Source organism: Caenispirillum salinarum AK4 (assembly GCF_000315795.1).
Taxonomy (GTDB): domain Bacteria; phylum Pseudomonadota; class Alphaproteobacteria; order Rhodospirillales; family Rhodospirillaceae; genus Caenispirillum; species Caenispirillum salinarum.
In genome coordinates, this window is record NZ_ANHY01000003.1 from 17,491 (window position 1) to 35,685 (window position 18,195).

Sequence of the window (18,195 nt, forward strand, 5' to 3'; positions counted from 1 at the left end):
GCCTCAGACCTGGAGTTCCCTCACATGACTTCCCGCTCACGCTATCCGATGCCGCTCCGGATGATCGCCCTGGTTGCCGGGCTGTGGCTTGTTCTTGCGGCGGTGCTGGGTGTGTTTGCCTGGAAGACCTTGCAGGGCTGCGGCCTCGCGCTGCCCGACGGCACCGTTCTGGTCGAATGGTGCAAGGTTCCCTCGCGCGCCGACGAGCTTGCCGCGCTGGAGGCTGAGCAGCGGGGCCTGGAGGATGCCATCACCCGTCTCGAACGCGAGGTGAACGACACGCCGTTCTGCGGTGCCGGTTGCCTCTTCGAGGGGGAGGACGTGGCCGTCGACCTCTACCTGCTTCAGGACCTGTCGGGCTCTTTCTCCGACGACCTGTCCAACCTGGTCGCCGCCATCGAGGATCTGGTGGCCCGCGGTGAAGACGGGCGGCTGCCGGCGGGATTCCGCCTGGGCGCCGGCAGCTTCACCGACAAGCCGATCCGGCCGTTCGGCGACCCCTCGCGGGACTATTCCTTCCGCTCGGCGGTTTCCATCACCGACGACCTGCCGAAGGTGTCGGAGGCCGTCCGCGCCTTCACCATCGACAGCGGCGGAAACACCGGCGAGGAAGCCCAGTTCGAGGCGATGATCGAGGTACTGGGCGCCATGGACGACATGGGCTTCCGTCCCGACGCGCGCAAGTTCCTGGTGATCGTCACGGATGCCCCCGCTCATGTCGCCGGCGACTGGGAAGACGCGCCGGCGCCGGAAGACGGCATCGCCGACGGCGACGGCCTCAACGAGGACTACCCCAGCCGCGCCATCCTGAAGGAGCGCCTGCAGGCCACCGGCGTGACGCCGATCTTCCTCGTCGCCTCGGGCGGGGCCCAGGCCTTCTACCGGCAGGTGACGGAAGACACCGGGTCCGGCGTCGTGATTCCCATCACCTCCGACAGTTCCGGTCTGCTGGACGCCCTGTTCGAGGGAATCTTCGGCACCTGCGTGGGCGCCTGATCTTTCATCAATGGCTGCCGGGCTTGCCGAGGGAGCGCGTGATGTGCTCTGCCAGCAGGCCCGCGGCCTTGGCCGTCGTGCCCGGTGCGCGCAGGAGGACGATTTCGGTGTCGGCCAGCTCCGGCAGGCCCTGGTCCGGCCCCAGCATCATCAGGCCGGGGCGGACCATTTCCTTCGGCAGGATGGTGACGCCGAGGCCGGCGCGCACGGCCGCCTGAATGCCGGCGAGGCTGGGGCTGGTGTAGACCGTGCGCCAGTGCCGCCCCGCCGCGTCCAGGGCGGAGACGGCGCGGCGGCGATAGATGTCGGGGTTCGGTGCCAGGACGAGCGGCACCTCGGCCTCGGGCGGCAGGCTCAGGCGCTCCGATCCCGCCCAGACCAGCGGCTCGCGCCAAACGCTGGCCGCCTCGTCGGCCTCAGGTCCGCTGCCGCCGGCGCTCATGGCGCCGCCGCCCTGGGGCTCGCGCTTGCACAGCACCAGGTCGTATTGCCCCTTGCCGTACCCTTCCAGCAGGTTGGCGGTGTAGTCGCAGTTGACCTCCAGGCTGACCTGCGGGTGCGCGCGGGCGAAGCGCGACAGCACGTCGGGCAGGTGCAGCGTCGCGAAATCCTCGGGCGTGCCCAGGCGCACCACGCCGCCCACGTCGGGCTCCAGCAGCCGGACGCGGGCCTCGTCGGCCGTCTTCAGCAGGCGGCGGGCGTAGGTCAGCAGGATTTCGCCCTCGGTGGTCAGGTAGATGCCCCGCCGGTCGCGGATGAACACCTGCTGGTTCAGGGCCTCCTCCAGCCGCTTGATCTGCAGGCTGACCGCCGACTGCGTCCGCCCCAGCCGCGCCGCCGCCCGCGTGAAGCCGCCATGGTCCGCCACCGCAACGAAGCTGCGCAGCAGGTCGAAGTCGAACGGGGGCAGGGGCGTGGGCACCGGTCAGAACTTTTCGGGGCGCAGCACCTCGACATCATGCGCGAACAGGATCATCGCATAGTCATTGTAGTAGTGGTCCCACAGGTGACGCATGATCCGGTCGGCGGTGGCGTCGTCGCAGATGACCTCGACGCGGATGTTGGCCGAGGGCCCCCAGGACCCGCTGCGGACGCCGCGGCCCCCTTTGCCGCGCGCCTCGCTGATGGTGTAGCCGTGGGCGCCCAGCTTCTCCACGTCGTCAAGGAGCCGTCCCTCGATGGCGGCCTCGGTGATGATGGTGACGCGCTTGCGCTTGGTGGCGGATGTGACGGACATCAGAACACTCCTCCCGGTCCATGAACCACGCCGGCCATGGCATGATAGATCGGTATGCCGGCGATGACGTTGAACGGGAACGTTACGCCGAGGGAGGCGGTCAGGGATAGAGTCGGGTTGGCTTCCGGCACGATCAGGCGGAAGGCCGCCGGGACCGCGATGTAGGAGGCGCTGGCCGCCAGCGTCGCGACGATCACGGTTCCGCCCAGCGACAGCCCCAGCAGAAGGGAGACGCCGGTACCGATCACCGCGCCGACCAGCGGCATCCCGATGCCGAAGGCGACCAGGAACACGCCGTGGCGGCGCAGCACCGAGATCTGGGCGGCCGCGATCAGGCCCATTTCCAGCAGGAACAGCGCCAGGACGCCCTTGAACAGGTCGAAGAACATCGGCGCGATGGGTTCCACGCCCTCGGCCCCAAGCGCCCAGCCGATCAGCAGGCCGCCGACCAGCAGCACGATGCTCTTGCCCAGGAACACCTCATGGGCCATGCGCCCCCAGGCCGTGTCGCGGCTGACGCCACGGGCCAGCATGATGCCGATGATGATGGCCGGAACCTCCAGCACCACCACGAACAGCGGCATGTACTCTTCAAAGCTGATCTCGCGGAAGTTCAGGTAGGCAACGGCGACGGCGAAGGTGCCGACGCTGACCGAGCCGTAGTGCGCGGCGATGGATGCCGAATCGGCGCGGTTCATGCGGCCCAGGAAGCGCAGCACCGGGAAGGCGATGAAGGGCATCAGCGTGCCCATCAGCCCGATCACGACAATCTGCGGCAGCAGGGCCAGCGGCGACTGGTTGGCCAGCTCGACGCCGCCCTTCAGGCCGATGGCGAGCAGCAGCAGGAAGCTCAGGAATTCGTAGACCGGCGCGGGCAGACGCAGGTCCGCCCGCATGAGTCCGGCTGCCACGCCCAGTACGAAGAAAAGAATGACGGGATCGACCATTGAAAAATACCTTTGGTCACGCGGCGTCCGGGCGCTGGATGAAGCGCCCCGACACGCAGGAATAATAGAGCGGGCCGCCAATGACGTGCGGCCATGCGGCGGCAAGCGCCGTGACGTCGGCCGTCACGGCGGGTTCGGGCAGGCCGGCGCTGAACACAGGCCGGTAGCGCGGAGACGGCGTGCAAGGCTGATCCGTCAGCAGGCCCGTCACGACCGCCTCGTGAAGCCTACGCCACGACGGGGCGCCAGTGAAGGTGGGGGAACGCACGCACAGCATGGACCACAGGCCCGAGACGCTGATGGTCTGCTCCACCGCGGCCGGCCGGACCCCCACCCGTTCGCACGGCAGCACCAGGACGCCGGGCGGGTGCCGCAGCGTCTCGGCATCGCACCACGCCCCGATCAGGCTCGCCCTGCCACACCCGAGGCGGCGGGTCAGGGCGGCTATGGAGTCGATGTTGAGGTGCAGGGCGCGGTGGTCATGCGCAAGGGCGAGCAGGTACATCGGGTCGTGTTGCATCCGGATGGCGATTGAGCTGGCGCAGGCCAGCGGCGCCGCACCCTATCCAACACGTCACTATTTGGGAAATTGATTGCGTTTATAAGATGGATTTACGTTCGAAATGGCAGGTGCCATCGGCGCCATCGGCGCCGTGTCCGGGCCGACGATCGCCTAGGCTTCGGCAGGGCTCGTCTGCTGCCGGCCGACCACCCGCAGGGCCCGTTCCAGCGCGCTGACGCTGTGGCTCGGCAGCGGCAGGAAGGCCTTGCAGGCGCGGCGGCAGTCGCGCTTGATGGTGTCGATGGCGTTGTGGCTGACGCAGGTGACCGGGCAGAGCACGGCGTCGGCCTGCGAAAGAGCGCTCGCCAGCCGCGCGCAGCCGTCTTCCAGCCCGCCGTCGTGGTGCAGGAATTCGCCGTTGTGGCGGGTCACCAGGTCGCGCATGTGCGCCACGGCGCGCGTCATGCCGCCGACGTAGAGGATTCGCCGCCGGCACAGGTCGAGCGGCGGCGCGGCATCCGTCGTCCCACCCAGGCGCGGGCAGCCCGAGGATTCGCACAGCGTCAGTTCCAGGTCGGCGGCGCGGCTGCGCAGGCGGGCGGTGTCGGCGCGCAGGCCGGTCAGTTCCTCCTCCAGCGCCGCGATCCGCTCGTCCCGCCGGGTGATGCCGAGGGCGCGTTCGTTGGCCTCCGCCCGCGCGGCGTCCAGGGCGGCGCGCATCTCGGCCAGGGCCCGGCCGCTCTCCAGTTCCGCCACCCGTGCCTCAAGCTGCTCCGCCCGGCGCCGGTGCAGGTCCAGCGCCGCCACGTCGTGGCGCAGGCGGGTTTCGGTCTCGCGCCAGCGGGTGCGCTCGGCCGTCAGGGCCTCCACCTCTCCGGCCCGGCTGGCGAGCGCCCGCTCCAACTCGGCGAGGCGGCGCATGTCCACCCGCTGCGATGCGCCCGACAGGTGCGAGAGCATGTGCACCTCGCCGTAGGCCCGCTCGCGCAGGGCCTGGCAGTCCACCGGGTGCGACATCAGCGCCCAATAGGCGCCGGGAACGTCGCCGCTGTCGCAGTGCGACTGCCACAGCTCCGTCAGCTCGTCCTCGGTGGCAGCACGGGAGAAGCGGGCGATGTGGGCGGGAAAGCGTTTGTCCAGCGCCTTGGTGACCAGTCGGGACAGCACCTTGTGCTCGGCGCAATGGTGCACGACCGCGCCGTGGATGCGGTAGTCGCTGGCATCGCGCGGCAGGTTGAAGCGCGCCTTCACGGCGATCTTGCGCAGCTCCGCCAGGGGCAGGCAGGTGCCGATGATGCTGCAATGCCATTTGCCCGGGATCTGGTCCATCCGCCGGCGGCGCTGGGGCGCGGCCGGCACGGGCGGCGGCGTGAAGTCTTCCGGCAAAATGGGAGAGCGGGACAGCACGGTCATCCTCCTTGCTCCTTGGTCGGACGGGACGGTCGGCGCGGAGCCGTCATTCGGCGGGTTGCAGGGCGAACCGCTGCGGCGCGGCGGGCGCTTCGCGGTGGCGGAAGTCGGCGGCCGGCTGGCGGGTGAAGACCTGCGTCGCCGCATCCTCCATGGTGCGGCCGGTGCGCTCCACCATGCCCTCCAGCCACTGATGGGCGGCGGCGGCGGGAATGGCGACCACCAGACCGGCGGCGGTGGTCAGCAGGGCGACCCAGATGCCGCCCGAAAGGATGGACGGGTCGACCTTGCTGCCGGCCGTTTCCAGGGCCTGGAAGGCGCCGATCATGCCGATCACCGTGCCCAGCAGGCCGAGCAGCGGGCTCAGGCTCGCGATCACCGCCAGCAGCCGCAGGCCGCGGCCCAATTGGTCCAGGTGGAGGCCGGCGATGCGGGCGGCCTCCTCGCGCGCCTGGGCCGGCGTCATGTGCGGGTCGAGCCGGGTGCGCAGGGCCACCAGAAGCACCTCGGCCACCGGCGTGCGCTCGGCCTCCAGCACCGGCGGCGCCTCGTCGACGCGGCCCGCATGCCACAGCTCCAGCGCCCGATCGACCGCACGCCGGGCCCACAGGCGGCGGTGGGCGAACTGCGCCAGCTTCGCCAGCACGACGATCAGCGTGACCGCCGAGAGGACAGCCAGCACCAGCATGATCGGCCCGCCCGCCTGCACAATCTCCAGCAGACCCGCAAGCGAGCCGGGAGCGGCCTCGGCCAGCGGAGGGGCACCGGCTGTCTCTGCGCCGGCGGGCGGCGAAAGGGCATCGGGCATGTCGGCATCGTCCTGGGCGGGTGATCGATAACCTCTAGATGAAAATGAAAGTCACTCGCATGTCAAGCGAGACTGCAAACGAGAATCGCTTGCAAACGGCCCGGGGGCTGGGGTAGGTGATGACGCACCGATGAAATTGCGAGGCGTTCTCAAAAAGGTCCGGAAGCAACCGGGCCGGCCGAGAGAAGGATCGGAAAGAATTATGAAAAACAGAAGGTTGGCGATCGCCGTCACGGCCGCTTCCGTGGCACACCCGACCCTGGCGCTGGCCCAGGATGCGGAGACCATCGAACTGGCGCCGGTGCTCGTTGAATCGGCGACGCGCACGGAAATCCCGCTCGATGAGACGACGAAGTCGGTGACGGTGGTCACGCGCGAAGAGGTGGAAACCCAGAAGCGCATCGACAGCAACGTCGGCGACATTCTCTCAAAGACCGTGCCGGGCTTCAGCCCGAGCAACGAGGCCAACACGAACTACGGCCAGACCCTTCGGGGCCGCGATTTCCTGACGCTGATCGACGGCGTGCCGCAGTCCACGCCTCTTCGCAACGGCTACCGGTCGCTCAACACCATCGATCCCGAGTCCATCGAGCGCATCGAGGTTGTGCGCGGCGGCACCGCCGTCTACGGGTTCGGCGCCTCCGGCGGCCTTGTGAACGTTGTCACCAAGCGCCCCGAAGACGGCGACATCACGTTTTCGGCAACCCCGGGCCTGCGCCTGTCGGCTACCCATCCTGCCGATTCACTCGGCTCCACCACCGCGTTGCAGGTCAGCGGCCGGACCGGTGCCGTCGATTATCTGGCGAGCGGCTCGTTCGCGACGCGCGGCGGCCATTTCGATTCCAACGGCGACCGCATCCCGGCCGACCCCACCGGCATCCAGGGCGGTCTGGCCGACAGCAACACGATCAACCTGCTCGCCAAGCTGGGAACGGAATTCGACGATGGCCGTCAGCGCGTCCAGGTCACCGGGCTGTGGCACGACTTCGAGCAGGACAGCGACTTCGCGGCGCTTGGCCAGGGCGGCAACCGGTCGGCGGGCACCAGTGCAACCGCGGTGCGCGGCGACCGCAATCCGGTCAATCCCGGCACCGAGAACCGCAACCTCAATCTTGAGTACACGCACGCCGACATCCTGGGCAGCGCCGTGACGGCTCAGGCCTACTACGCCGAACTGGACGTGGTGTTCGGCAAGTTCCCCGGCTTCGGCCAGACCGGGATTGAATCCGAAAAGCTCGGCAGCCGGCTGACCGTCGAAACGCCCGTCGAGGCCGGTCCTGTCGGACTGGACGTCACCTGGGGCCTTGACTTCCTGCACGACGAGACGGGGCAGTACGTCACCGACGGGCCCGATATCTATCCGTATTTCGAGCAGGACGCCCTGGCCGGTTTCGCGCAGCTGGACGTGCCGGTGGCCGACTTCGGCCTGATTTCCGGTGGTCTGCGCTACGAGCACATCACGCTGGACGTCGCCGACTTCACCAATGGCGACGGCGACTTCGTGCGCGGCGGTGAACTGACGTTCAAGGAACCGCTGTTCAACGTGACGGGTACGGTGTTCCTGAACGAAAACCTGGACCTGTACGGCGGGTTCAACCAGGGCTTCACGGTGGCCGACATCAGCCGGTCGCTGAGTGACGGCAACTTCACCAGCGCCAGCGAAGCGGAGAGCGAGGTCCAGAAGACCAACAACTACGAACTCGGGCTCCGCGCGGCGTATGATCGCTGGGACGGTTCGGTGGTCGGCTTCTACAGCACCTCCGAAAACGGAACCTCGTTCGACAAGAACCTGAAGATCGTCAAGCAGCCCGAGCGCATCTGGGGCGTGGAAGCGGCCGTGAATGTGGATGCGACCGACGCGCTGCGTCTTGGCGGCACCGTCACCTGGATGGAAGGTGTCGTGGATACCGACGACGACGGCGACTATGAAGAGGACCTTCCGGCGCTGCGCATCCCGCCGGTCAAGCTGACCGCCTACGCCGAGTACGACGTGACCGACTGGTGGACGGCGCGCCTGCAGGCCCTGCATTCGGGTGACCGCAACCCCGACAGCACGCAGTTCGGGGGAACCGACATCGATAACTACACCGTCGTCGATCTCTACAGTTCCTTCGCGGTCGGCCCGGGCAATCTGGAACTGGGCGTCGAGAACCTGTTCAACGCCGAGTACTACCCGGTCATCAATCAGGCCTATTCCTCGGTTCAGAGCTACCAGTCGTTCTCCTACGCCCAGGGTCCGGGTACCACGGTCACCGCGGCGTATTCCTTGAAGTTCTGACCATGCCGGCGCCCGCCCACGATCTGGGGTCGCTCGTCACGGCGATGGAAAGCTTCGTTCCGGGCCTGGGGGGCAGGATCGGGCCGCCGTCGCCGGGGCAGATCGTGGCGGGTGCCGACAACCGCGATGCCGTCCGCCGTCTGGTGGACGGCATCGCGGCGCACTCCCCCGAAGCCGGCCGCGCCTACTGGGCGGTGCGGGCCTGGGGGATGCTGACGTGGCAGCCGGCGGTGCTGGCGGTCCTTGGTGTTCACGGTCCCGGTCTCGTGCCGCGGCTTGACGCCATGGGCCAGAGCACCGCCGGCGCTGCCGTGCTCGGGTTTACGGTGCCGGAAGAGGGCGTGCTTCGCGCCCCGCCGCCGGCGTTGATCCGCGAGGCCGGCGCCCTGCTGCGGCGGATTTCCGACGCCCTGCTCGCGGACCTGCGGGGCGTCGAGGCCATGAAGCCGGTGCTCGCCGGGCGGCTGCTGGCCGATCGGGTTCTTGGCACGCTGGCCAAGGTCGCGCCCGAGCCCGACCGCCATGCCGAGGCTTGGCTTCAGGCGCTGGGGCTTGCGGGCCAGAGCGGCCTCGTGCCGCTGGAATTGTCCGACGGGCGGCGCCGTCACGGGCTGGACCGTCGGGCCTGTTGCCTGGCGTTCCGCGTGGACGGCGGCGTACTGTGCGCCTCCTGCCCCAAGCGGCCGGAGGCGGAGCGTCTCGCGCTCATGCGCATGGAATGGGAGGACGGAGGCCATGTACAGGCTTGACGACATTGCCGTTCGGCACGGCGCGCGCGAGGTGCTGCGCGTCGACCGGCTGAAGATCGCCGCCGACGCCTTCACCGTCATCCTGGGCCACAACGGCTCGGGCAAGTCGACCCTGATGGGGCTGCTCGCCCGCCAGCACCGGCCGGGACAGGGCGACATCCGCCTGGACGGCATGCCGTTGTCGGCCTACAGCGCCCGGCGTCTGGCGCGGCGCGTGGCGTTCCTGCCCCAGCGCCTGCCGGAGGTGCCGGGCCTGACCGTGCGGGAACTGGTGCGGCTCGGCCGTTTCCCCTGGCGCGGCGCCCTGGGCCGCTGGCGGCCGGCGGACGAGGCGGCGGTGGCCGATGCGCTGGAATGCACCGGCGTCGCACGGTTCGCGGAGACGCTGGTCGACCATCTGTCGGGCGGCGAGCGCCAGCGGGCCTGGATCGCCATGCTGCTGGCGCAGGGCTCGCCCATCCTGCTGCTGGACGAGCCCACCTCGGCGCTCGACCTTGCCCACCAGGTGGAGGTCCTGGCCCTGCTGCGGCGCCTGAATACCGAGCGCGGGCGGGGCGTCGTTGTGATTCTGCACGACGTCAACCTGGCCGCCCGTCACGCCGACCGCATCGTCGCCCTGAAGGGCGGGCGGATCGTCTTCGACGGCGGCCCCGGCGCCCTGATGCAGCGCGACGTGCTGAGCGGCCTTTACGGCATCGACATCTCGCTGGTTCCCCACCCCGCGCGGCCCGAGCCGGTCGCCGTCATCGCCTGAGCCGAAGGACATTCATGCGTCTTCTCACCGTCTGCCTGCTTCTGCTGGGCCTCGCCGCGCCGGCCGCCGCCGCGCCTCTCACCGTCGAGGACAGCGGCGGGACGCACACCTTCCAGGCGCCGCCCGAGCGCGTGGTCGCCCTGAGCTGGTCGCTGACCGAGCAACTGCTGAACCTGGACGTGACGCCGGTGGGCGTGGCCGATCCCGAGGGCTACCGGCACTGGGTCGTGCGGCCGGCGCTGCCCGAGGGCGTGGCGGACCTGGGCCTGCGCCAGGAGCCCAACCTGGAGCGCATCGCCGAACTTGCGCCCGACGCCATCCTTATTTCCGACGATCAGCGCGCCTTTCTGGAGCCGCTGGCGCGCATTGCGCCCGTGCTGCACTTCGAAACCTTCAGTGCCGACCACGACAACCTTGCGGCCAGCCGCGAGACCTATCAGAGGCTGGCGACGCTGCTCGACCGCGAGGGCCTGGCCGCCGAACGCCTGGCCGAGCGGGACGCGCGCCTGCAAGAGCTGCGCGAGCGGGTCCGTGCCCACTTCGACGGCGACCCGCCCAAGGTGACCGTGGTCCGTTTCCTGGACGAGGCCCGCCTGGCCGTCTATGGCGGCAACGCCATGTCCACCTTCGCGCTGGAGGCGCTGGGGCTGGAAAGCGGCCTGCCGCAGCCCGACAGCAAGTGGGGCTTCGCCATGCTGACCCTGCGCGACCTGGCCCGGCTGACCGAGGGCGTGCTGCTCTACATCGAACCCGTGCCCAAGGGCGCGGAGCAGTTCGACAAGCCGCTGTGGAAGGCGCTGCCGGTGGTGCGGGCCGGCAATGTGGAGGCCCTGCCGCCCACCTGGAGCTATGGCGGTGTGTTCTCGGTGGTCTACTTCGCCGAGGCCATCACCGACGCGCTCCTGCGGCTCGACCCGCAATGATCGTGCGCCTGGGCCTGGGGGCGGCGCTTCTGGTGGCGCTGGTGCCGCTGCACCTGTCGCTCGGCAGCGGGTTGCCCCTCGCGGAGATTTGGCCGGCGCTGGGCGGGGCCGAGCCCGACGGCGTGGCGGCCGCGCTGCTGTCCTATGCCGCCGGGCCGCGCGTCGTGGTGGCGGTGCTGGCAGGGGCGGCCCTGGGGCTGGCGGGCAGCGTGCTGCAGCAGGTGACGCGCAACCGGCTGGTCTCGCCGCTGACCATCGGCGCCTCCTCGGGGGCGTGGCTGGCGCTGGTGGCCGGCGCGGTGGCGGCGCCCGCCCTGGCGGCGGCGCACGGCATCTGGTTCGCCATGGGCGGGGCGCTGGCGTCCACCGGGCTGGTGCTGGTGATCGCGGGGCGCAACGGCATCACCGGCCTGCCGGTGGTGCTGGCGGGCATGGCGGTGAACCTGCTGCTTCAGGCCGTTGCGACGGTAGTGGTGCTGACCAACGGAGAAGCCGTACGCGGCCTGTTCATCTGGGGAGCGGGCGACCTGACCCAGACGGGATGGGACTGGGCCGCCTGGCTGTGGCCGCAGGTGCTGGGCGGCGTGGTGGTGCTGCTGCTGTGCACGCGGCCGCTGATGCTTCTGAAGCTGGGCACCGAGGCCGCCGCCGGGCGCGGCCTGGCGCTGCTGCCCGTGCTGCTGGTGGCCGTCCTGGCGGCCCTGTGGCTGACGGCGAGCGTCATCACGGCGGTCGGCGTCATCGGCTTCATCGGCCTGCTGGCCCCGGCGCTGGCGCGCATGACCGGCGCCCGCTCGGCCGGTGGTGAGATGCTGGCGAGCCTGGTTCTGGGCGCGCTGGTGCTGCTGGCGACCGACGCACTGGCGCTGTTCGTCGGCCAGTACACGCGCGACCTGGTGCCGAGCGGCGCCGCCGCAGCCCTGGTCGGCGTGCCCGTGCTGATCGGACTGACGCTGGGCCGCCTGCGCGCCCAGGACCACGCGCCCCTGCGCATGCCCGAGGGGGCGGCGCGCCTGCGCCCGGGCTTTGCGGTGCTGGTGGCGGCGGGGGCGGTGGCGCTGGTGCTCGCCTCGCTGACGCTTGCCCCCACCGCCGAGGGCTGGCGCATGGCGTGGCCGTCGGACCTGGTGCTGTCGTTGCGCTGGCCGCGCCTGCTGGCGGCGGCGGCGGCCGGGGCCGGCATGGCGCTGGCCGGCGTGGTGCTGCAGCGTCTGCTGCGCAATCCGTTGGCGAGCCCGGACATCATCGGCATTTCCTCGGGCGCCACCCTGGCGCTGGTGGGGGCGGTGGTACTGCTGGGCGGCTCCATCCACGACTTCGGCGCGCCGGTGGCGCTGCTGGGCGGCCTGGGGGCGCTGGGGGTGCTGCTGATGCTGGGCCGGCGGCAGGGACACGCGCCGGCGGCGGTGGCGCTGGTGGGCATTGCGCTCGCGGCGCTGCTGGACGCGGTGCTGCAGATGGTGCTCGCGCGGGGCGGGGCCGATGCGGTGATGATCGTCGGCTGGATTGCCGGTTCCACCGCGCGGGTGACCGAGGGCCAGGCGCTGGCCCTGGCGGCGTCGGTGCTGCTGCTGGCCGCCGCGGCGGTGGCGGCGCATCGCTGGCTGACCCTGCTGGCGGGCGGCGAGGCCTTTGCCGCCGGCCGCGGACTGGCGGTGGGGCCGGCGCGCACCGCCCTGCTGGCCCTGGGAGCGGTGACGGCGGCGGCGGTGACGGCGGTGGTCGGTCCCATCGCCTTCGTCGGCCTCATCGCGCCGCACCTTGCCGCGCTGCTGGGCGCCCAGCGGTCGGGCCAGCACCTGATGCTGGCCTGCGGCCTGGGCGTGGTGCTCATGGTGTTGTCGGACTGGCTGGGGCGGACCATGCTGCACCCCGTGCAGTTGCCGGCGGGCGCCATGGCGTCGGTCATCGGTGGCGGCTATTTCCTGATGCTGCTGCTTGCCCGGCGCGGCGGCATCGCGGCGGGCCGCGCGGCATGAGGACTACCGGTCCCGCGGCCGGAGCGGCGGCGCGGACCGTCTTGACCGGCATCAAGGACCGCCGCGCGGCGGCGGGGCAGGGTGATCCAGCGTGAAGCCTACCAACTGCTGGATCGTCGTCATGCGCACGTTCATTCTCCTCACCGTTTCCGCCGCCGTGGGCTGGGCCGGCCTGACCTACGCCACCGTCACCCGCATCCCCACCGTGGAGGTCGTCAGCGCCCCGCAGTGCGCCACCGCCGCCGAGGACTGGTCGGCCACCCTTGCCGCCCATGGCTTCGAGGTGGTCCGAAAGGATCGGGACGCGCCGGCGGCGGGCGCGCCCTGCCTGACCGGCCGCGCCGCCGGCTTCGACCTGGAGGGCGCGGTGCCGGCCGCCGACGTCGAGCGGCTCATCCGCAAGCGCCCCCGCGGCATCTCGGGCCTGACCATGGAGGGCGCGACCGGCGATCAGGCGCTGACGCTCAACCGCGACGGCACCCGCTCGGCCTTCACGCCGCCACCGGATAAGGGGTAAGGGCCATGAACAGGCTTCCCTGGATACTCGGCGCCCTGAGCGCCGGCGCCGCGTGGCTGCTGTGGGCGGGCGTGCTGGGAACGGCGCTGATGCTGCCCCGCACCGGCGGGACGTGGCTGCCCCTGTCGGTGCCCGAACTGATCGGCGGCGTGATCGTCAGCACGGTGCTGTTCGGCGCCTGCGGATACCTGTTCGGCCGCATCGTCCGTTAGATTCACATTATCCTAAAGTTCGCCATGTCGCTGCTGGGGTCTTGTAAATCCATTAAAAGGCTTCAAGATTATCGGCCCGTGTCATCTCGGGATCACTCCGAGGACGGCATGAGTTGAAAAGGTGTTTACTAGGGAGGATATTGATGCGCTTTCATACTGTCTCCGGGGCGGCGGCCGCCATCGTTGCCCTGAGCGTGACGGCCGCGGCCGCTCAGGACCGTGAAAACTGGCCCGACAGCTTCACCGTCGGCACCGCCTCCCAGGGTGGGACCTACTTCGCCTACGGCTCCGGCTGGGCCAACCTGGTGGCGGACGAACTGGGCATGTCCGGCGGCGCCGAGGTCACCGGCGGTCCCATGCAGAACATGGCGCTGGTCCACACCGGCGACGCCGAGTTCGGCATGACCACCATGGGCCCCGCGCGCGAGTCGATCGAGGGCACCAACCCCATCGCGCCGGGCATGAAGATGGACAACGCCTGCGCCATGTTCCCCATGTACCAGACGCCGTTCTCCATCACGGCGCTGGCCGGCTCGGGCATCGATTCCATCGACGCCATTCCCGACGGTGCGCGCATCGGCTTCGGCCCGGCGGGCTCCACCTCCGACACCTACTTCCCGCGCATGCTGGAGACGCTGGGCGTCAACTTCGACCGCCGCAACGGCGGCTGGTCCGACCTGGGCGGCCAGCTGCAGGACGGCCTGGTGGACGTGATCGCCTTCGCCGCCGGCATCCCGGTGCCGGCCGTCAGCCAGCTTGAGGTGCAGACCGACGTGAACATCATCGAGTTCACCGAGGAAGAGCAGCAGAAGATCCTGGAAGAGTTCCCGGTGTCCGAGTTCCAGATCCCGGCGACCACCTACCAGACGCTGGAAGAGCCGGCCCGCTCTGTCGCCATGTGGAACTTCGCCATCGCCAACTGCGACCTGCCGGAGGACTTCGTCTACGCGGTCACCGACGTGGTGATGAGCGACAACGAGCGCATGATGAACATCCACCGCGCCGCCAAGTCCACGGTCGTCGAGAACTGGGACAAGAACAAGGTCCTGCCGTGGCACCCCGGTGCGGCCAAGTGGTTCAACGAGAATGGCGCGTCCATTCCCGAAGACATGATCAAGGGCGGCTGATCACAGTCCCCGCGATCGTGATATGACCGGCTAGAACGGCTGCGGACCGCGCTCCTTCCGGAGGGCGGTCCGCTTCGTTCACGGCCCGCCGCTGCGACCGGCGGAAAACTGTCGACAATTCGCCAACAATCGTTCTTTCTTGCGTGACGAGGTTTCGGTGGGGCCATTACGGCGCCCGGAACGGGGACACGAAGGACCAGCATCATGACAGATCCGGGCAAGGCGGCGCAGCACGAGGACCTGGTCATCGCCGAGGGCGTTGACGAGGAACCCATCGAGCCCAACCGCCGCATCTTCGAGGGGCGCGGCTTCATCTTCATCAGCGCCGTCTCGACCATCTACGCCTTTTTCCACATCGCGGCGCTCAACGGGCTGGGGATTTCGGCCCTGACCGGCGGGCTGGTCCAGATCCCGTACCTGCCCGAGTTCCCCATGGAAACGTGGAACTTCCGCATCGTGCACATCGCCGGTGCACTGGGCCTGGGCTTCATGCTGTTCGCCGGGCGCGGCTTCGCCGACAGTCGCGACGACGAAACGCGGATGATGGAGTACATCGCCTGGGCGCTCATGGTGCCGGCCCTGATGTCGCTGGGCGTGGCGCTGTCGTTCGCCGTCGAGATCGCCAACGGGGTGGCCTGGAACGGCATCGACGCCGGAATCCAGTTCAAGGAAACGTGGCTGTACGGCCTGCCGCTGATGATCGCCACGGCGGGCGGCATCCTGCTGTCGTGGTTCAACAAGCGCGAGCGGACCTACATCGCCGCGGTGGATTTCGTGCTGACGGTCTGCGCCATCTCGGTGGCGGCGTACCTGATCACCATCTACGGCACGCTGATGCGCAACTCCACCGGCACGCCGTTCGCCCCCATCGGCATTTCCATCGCCGCGGTGGCGGGGGCGCTGCTGATCATGGAGCTGACGCGCCGCGTCGCCGGCCTGGCGCTGGTGGTCATCGCGCTGGTGTTCCTGGTCTACGTCTTCGCCGGCCAGTACCTGCCGGGCTTCCTGAAGTCGCCGGCCGTGACCTGGGAGCGGTTCTTCAGCCAGGTCTACACCGATGCCGGCATCCTGGGCCCGACCACGGCGGTGTCGTCGACCTACATCATCCTGTTCATCATCTTCGCTGCCTTCCTGCAGGCGTCCAAGGTGGGCGACTACTTCGTCAACTTCGCCTTCGCCGCCGCCGGTCGGGCGCGCGGCGGGCCGGCCAAGGTCGCCATCTTCGCCTCGGGCCTGATGGGCATGATCAACGGCACCTCGGCGGGCAACGTGGTGGCGACGGGCTCGCTGACCATTCCGCTGATGAAGAAGGTCGGCTACCACAAGAAGGTGGCCGGCGCCATCGAGGCCGGCGCCTCGACGGGCGGCCAGATCATGCCGCCGATCATGGGCGCGGGCGCCTTCATCATGGCCGAGATCACGGGCATTCCGTATACCGAGATCGCACTGGCGGCGGTCATTCCGGCCATCCTTTACTTCCTGTCCATCTTCTTCATGGTGGACTTCGAGGCCGCCAAGATGGGCATGCGCGGCATGCGCGACGACGAGCTGCCCAAGGTGCGCAACATGATCAAGCGCGTCTACCTGTTCGTCCCCATCATCATCCTGATCGCCGCGCTGTTCATGGGCTATTCCGTGATCCGTGCCGGCACGCTGGCGATCGTCGCCGCTGCCGTGGTGAGCTGGCTGACGCCCTTCCGCATGGGGCCGAAGTCCATCATCAAGGCCTTCGACATGGCCGGCGTCATGTCCATCCAGATCATCGCCGTGTGTGCCTGCGCGGGCATCATCGTCGGCGTGATCTCTCTGACCGGCGTCGGCGCCCGGTTCTCCAACCTGCTGCTGGGCCTGGCGGGCGTGTCGCAGCTGCTGGCGCTGTTCTTCGCCATGTGCATCTCCATCCTGCTGGGCATGGGGATGCCGACCACGGCGGCCTATGCCGTCGCCGCCTCGGTGGTGGCACCGGGCCTGGTGGAGCTGGACATTCCGCCGCTGACGGCGCACTTCTTCGTCTTCTATTACGCGGTGGTCTCGGCCATCACGCCGCCGGTGGCGCTGGCATCCTATGCGGCGGCGGGCATATCGGGCGCGAACGCCATGGAGACGTCGGTGGCGTCCTTCAAGATCGGCTTCGCCGCCTTCGTGGTGCCCTTCATGTTCTTCTACAACAGTGCCCTGCTCATGGACGGGACGGTCCTGGAGATCGGCCGCGCCCTTCTGACCGCTTCGGTGGGTGTCTTCCTGCTGGCGGCGGGCGTGCAGGGCTGGTTCCTGGGCGGGCGGACCGTCTGGTTCCTGCGTATCGGCCTGGTGATCGCCGCGCTGTTCATGATCGAGGGAGGCCTGATCACGGACCTCATCGGCATCGGCGCCGCCGCGGCGGTGTTCCTGATCCAGCGGTTCATCCACCCGTCGGACGGCTCGACCATCCCGGTGCGGGGGGCGGACTGATCCACGGCCCGCCGGGCCATCGGAAAGAGGAGGGGCGGGGCGCTGCGGCGCTTCGCCCCTTTTTCATGTCTGGCCGCGCCCGGCGGCGACGGTCAGGTGGAGGCCAGAAGCGTTGCGCAGACCTCCAGGTCCGTCACGAGGCCCTTGTACTTGGCATCGCGATCAGCGCGGTCACGCGTGCGCAGAAGCGACGACGGATGGATGGTGGCCACCAGCTGGCTGCCGTCGTCCAGCGGGTGCGGCTCGCCGCGCATGGAGGTGATCGTGACGGCGCGCCCCAGCACGCCGCGCAGGGCGGTGACGCCCATGCCGACGATCACCTTGGGGCGGACCAGCTCGCGCTCGATGTTCAGCCACCATCGGCACTGGTCGATCTCCGACGCATTGGGCCGCTTGTGCAGGCGGCGCTTGCCGCGCGGTTCGTGCTTGAAGTGCTTGACGGCGTTGGTGATGAAGACCTCGTCCCGGTCGATGCCGGCATCCACCAGCGCCTGGTCCAGAAGCCGCCCCGCCGGCCCGACGAAGGGTTTTCCGGCCAGGTCCTCCTGGTCGCCCGGCTGCTCGCCCACCAGCATGACGTGGGCCATCTTCGGCCCCGCGCCCGGAACGGCCTGGGTGGCGTCGCGGTAGAGCGGGCAGCGCGTGCAGCCCTGTTCCACCCGCGCAAGGGCGTCGAGCGTCTTGAGGTCGTCGGCGGTGGGGGAGTCGGCATCGGTGGTGGCGGTGCTCATGGGGCGGCCTCCGGGCTTTTCCAGGCAATGCGGTGCGCCCGGTGCCGGTTGCCCGGCCTGTCGCGCAAACGAAATGGCGGGCCGCTACGCCGTCTTCTCTGTTGCGATGCAGCATGAGCCGCCCCAGAGTCCGGGTCGACGTCTGTTGCACAGGCAATCCACACAAGGAGGAACACCAATGGCTGACGACGCCGTGAAGACCCAGCAGAAGCAGGCCGACCGCGCGCAGCAGGTGACCAACGAGGCCGAGACCAAGATGATCGAGGCCGGCAAGCACCTTCGCACCGAGGGCTTCGAGATCGTGCAGCACGGCTTCCGCCGCTGGCAGGAAGCGCAGTTCGAAATGATGCGCGCCGGCAGCGACATCATGCTGCTGCAGATGGACGCCATGAGCAAGCTGTCGGGTGTCCGCAAGCCGGAGGATGCGGTGGCCGTCAGCCAGGACGCCATGCAGGCGGTGCAGGCGCGCATGACCGAATACATGCAGCGCTCGGCCGACCTGGCGGCGCGCCAGATGCAGGACATGACGGAAGCCTTCGGCGCCCGCGCCTGATCGCGGGCCTGCCCGATCAAC

General features: G+C 69.5%; 18 protein-coding genes. 11 read left to right on the forward strand and 7 right to left on the reverse strand.

Going from position 1 to position 18,195, the window contains the following annotated elements:
- The first annotated feature begins 24 nt into the window (after positions 1-24).
- Positions 25-996 (forward strand): vWA domain-containing protein, encoded by a 972-nt coding sequence (locus tag C882_RS01495; RefSeq protein ID WP_083875644.1) that lies wholly within the window; start codon positions 25-27, stop codon positions 994-996.
- A gap of 7 nt (positions 997-1,003) precedes the next feature.
- Here C882_RS01495 and C882_RS01500 read toward each other — a convergent pair whose 3' ends face one another.
- The 6 genes from C882_RS01500 to C882_RS01525 form a co-directional block, all read right to left on the reverse strand.
- Positions 1,004-1,918 (reverse strand): LysR substrate-binding domain-containing protein, encoded by a 915-nt coding sequence (locus C882_RS01500; protein WP_009538757.1) that lies wholly within the window; start codon positions 1,916-1,918, stop codon positions 1,004-1,006.
- Between the two features lie 3 nt (positions 1,919-1,921).
- Positions 1,922-2,233 (reverse strand): P-II family nitrogen regulator, encoded by a 312-nt coding sequence (locus C882_RS01505; protein ID WP_009538758.1) that lies wholly within the window; start codon positions 2,231-2,233, stop codon positions 1,922-1,924.
- Complete coding sequence (locus C882_RS01510; RefSeq protein WP_009538759.1) at positions 2,233-3,180, reverse strand: sodium-dependent bicarbonate transport family permease; 948 nt, start codon at positions 3,178-3,180, stop codon at positions 2,233-2,235. The genes C882_RS01505 and C882_RS01510 overlap by 1 nt, the downstream gene beginning before the upstream one ends.
- A gap of 16 nt (positions 3,181-3,196) precedes the next feature.
- Positions 3,197-3,685, reverse strand: a complete 489-nt coding sequence (locus C882_RS01515) for a hypothetical protein (RefSeq protein ID WP_009538760.1) — start codon at positions 3,683-3,685, stop codon at positions 3,197-3,199.
- Between the two features lie 168 nt (positions 3,686-3,853).
- Positions 3,854-5,095 carry a DUF2325 domain-containing protein gene (locus C882_RS25355; protein ID WP_051999921.1) on the reverse strand — a complete coding sequence of 414 codons (1,242 nt, stop codon included), beginning with the start codon at positions 5,093-5,095 and terminating at the stop codon, positions 3,854-3,856.
- Positions 5,096-5,138: 43 nt separating this feature from the next.
- Complete coding sequence (locus tag C882_RS01525) at positions 5,139-5,900, reverse strand: MotA/TolQ/ExbB proton channel family protein (RefSeq protein ID WP_009538762.1); 762 nt, start codon at positions 5,898-5,900, stop codon at positions 5,139-5,141.
- A 244-nt stretch (positions 5,901-6,144) separates the two neighbouring features.
- Between C882_RS01525 and C882_RS01530 the strand changes: the two genes are divergently transcribed.
- The 9 genes from C882_RS01530 to C882_RS01570 all read left to right on the forward strand — a co-directional run bounded on the left by C882_RS01530 (position 6,145) and on the right by C882_RS01570 (position 16,890).
- On the forward strand, positions 6,145-8,178 hold the full coding sequence (locus C882_RS01530; RefSeq protein ID WP_160166761.1) for a TonB-dependent receptor: 2,034 nt from the start codon (positions 6,145-6,147) through the stop codon (positions 8,176-8,178).
- 2 nt (positions 8,179-8,180) lie between these two features.
- Positions 8,181-8,927 carry a siderophore ferric iron reductase gene (locus C882_RS01535; RefSeq protein WP_009538764.1) on the forward strand — a complete coding sequence of 249 codons (747 nt, stop codon included), beginning with the start codon at positions 8,181-8,183 and terminating at the stop codon, positions 8,925-8,927.
- The gene (locus C882_RS01540) at positions 8,914-9,681 is read left to right on the forward strand and encodes an ABC transporter ATP-binding protein (protein WP_009538765.1); all 768 of its coding nucleotides are present in this window, start codon (positions 8,914-8,916) and stop codon (positions 9,679-9,681) included. The genes C882_RS01535 and C882_RS01540 overlap by 14 nt, the downstream gene beginning before the upstream one ends.
- A 14-nt stretch (positions 9,682-9,695) precedes the next feature.
- Positions 9,696-10,604, forward strand: a complete 909-nt coding sequence (locus tag C882_RS01545; RefSeq protein ID WP_009538766.1) for an ABC transporter substrate-binding protein — start codon at positions 9,696-9,698, stop codon at positions 10,602-10,604.
- Positions 10,601-12,583 carry a Fe(3+)-hydroxamate ABC transporter permease FhuB gene (gene fhuB, locus C882_RS01550; RefSeq protein WP_009538767.1) on the forward strand — a complete coding sequence of 661 codons (1,983 nt, stop codon included), beginning with the start codon at positions 10,601-10,603 and terminating at the stop codon, positions 12,581-12,583. Before C882_RS01545 ends, fhuB begins: the two co-directional genes overlap by 4 nt.
- Positions 12,584-12,674: 91 nt before the next feature.
- Complete coding sequence (locus tag C882_RS22785; protein ID WP_009538768.1) at positions 12,675-13,100, forward strand: DUF411 domain-containing protein; 426 nt, start codon at positions 12,675-12,677, stop codon at positions 13,098-13,100.
- 5 nt (positions 13,101-13,105) lie between these two features.
- Positions 13,106-13,312 carry a hypothetical protein gene (locus C882_RS01560; protein WP_009538769.1) on the forward strand — a complete coding sequence of 69 codons (207 nt, stop codon included), beginning with the start codon at positions 13,106-13,108 and terminating at the stop codon, positions 13,310-13,312.
- A 143-nt stretch (positions 13,313-13,455) separates the two neighbouring features.
- Complete coding sequence (locus C882_RS01565) at positions 13,456-14,439, forward strand: TAXI family TRAP transporter solute-binding subunit (protein ID WP_009538770.1); 984 nt, start codon at positions 13,456-13,458, stop codon at positions 14,437-14,439.
- Between the two features lie 204 nt (positions 14,440-14,643).
- Positions 14,644-16,890, forward strand: a complete 2,247-nt coding sequence (locus tag C882_RS01570) for a TRAP transporter permease (protein WP_009538772.1) — start codon at positions 14,644-14,646, stop codon at positions 16,888-16,890.
- A gap of 92 nt (positions 16,891-16,982) precedes the next feature.
- Here C882_RS01570 and C882_RS01575 read toward each other — a convergent pair whose 3' ends face one another.
- Positions 16,983-17,621, reverse strand: a complete 639-nt coding sequence (locus C882_RS01575; RefSeq protein ID WP_009538773.1) for a UdgX family uracil-DNA binding protein — start codon at positions 17,619-17,621, stop codon at positions 16,983-16,985.
- Positions 17,622-17,799: 178 nt separating this feature from the next.
- Between C882_RS01575 and C882_RS01580 the strand changes: the two genes are divergently transcribed.
- Entirely contained in the window at positions 17,800-18,174 is a 375-nt protein-coding gene (locus tag C882_RS01580) for a phasin family protein (RefSeq protein WP_009538774.1), read from the forward strand.
- Positions 18,175-18,195: the final 21 nt, after the last annotated feature.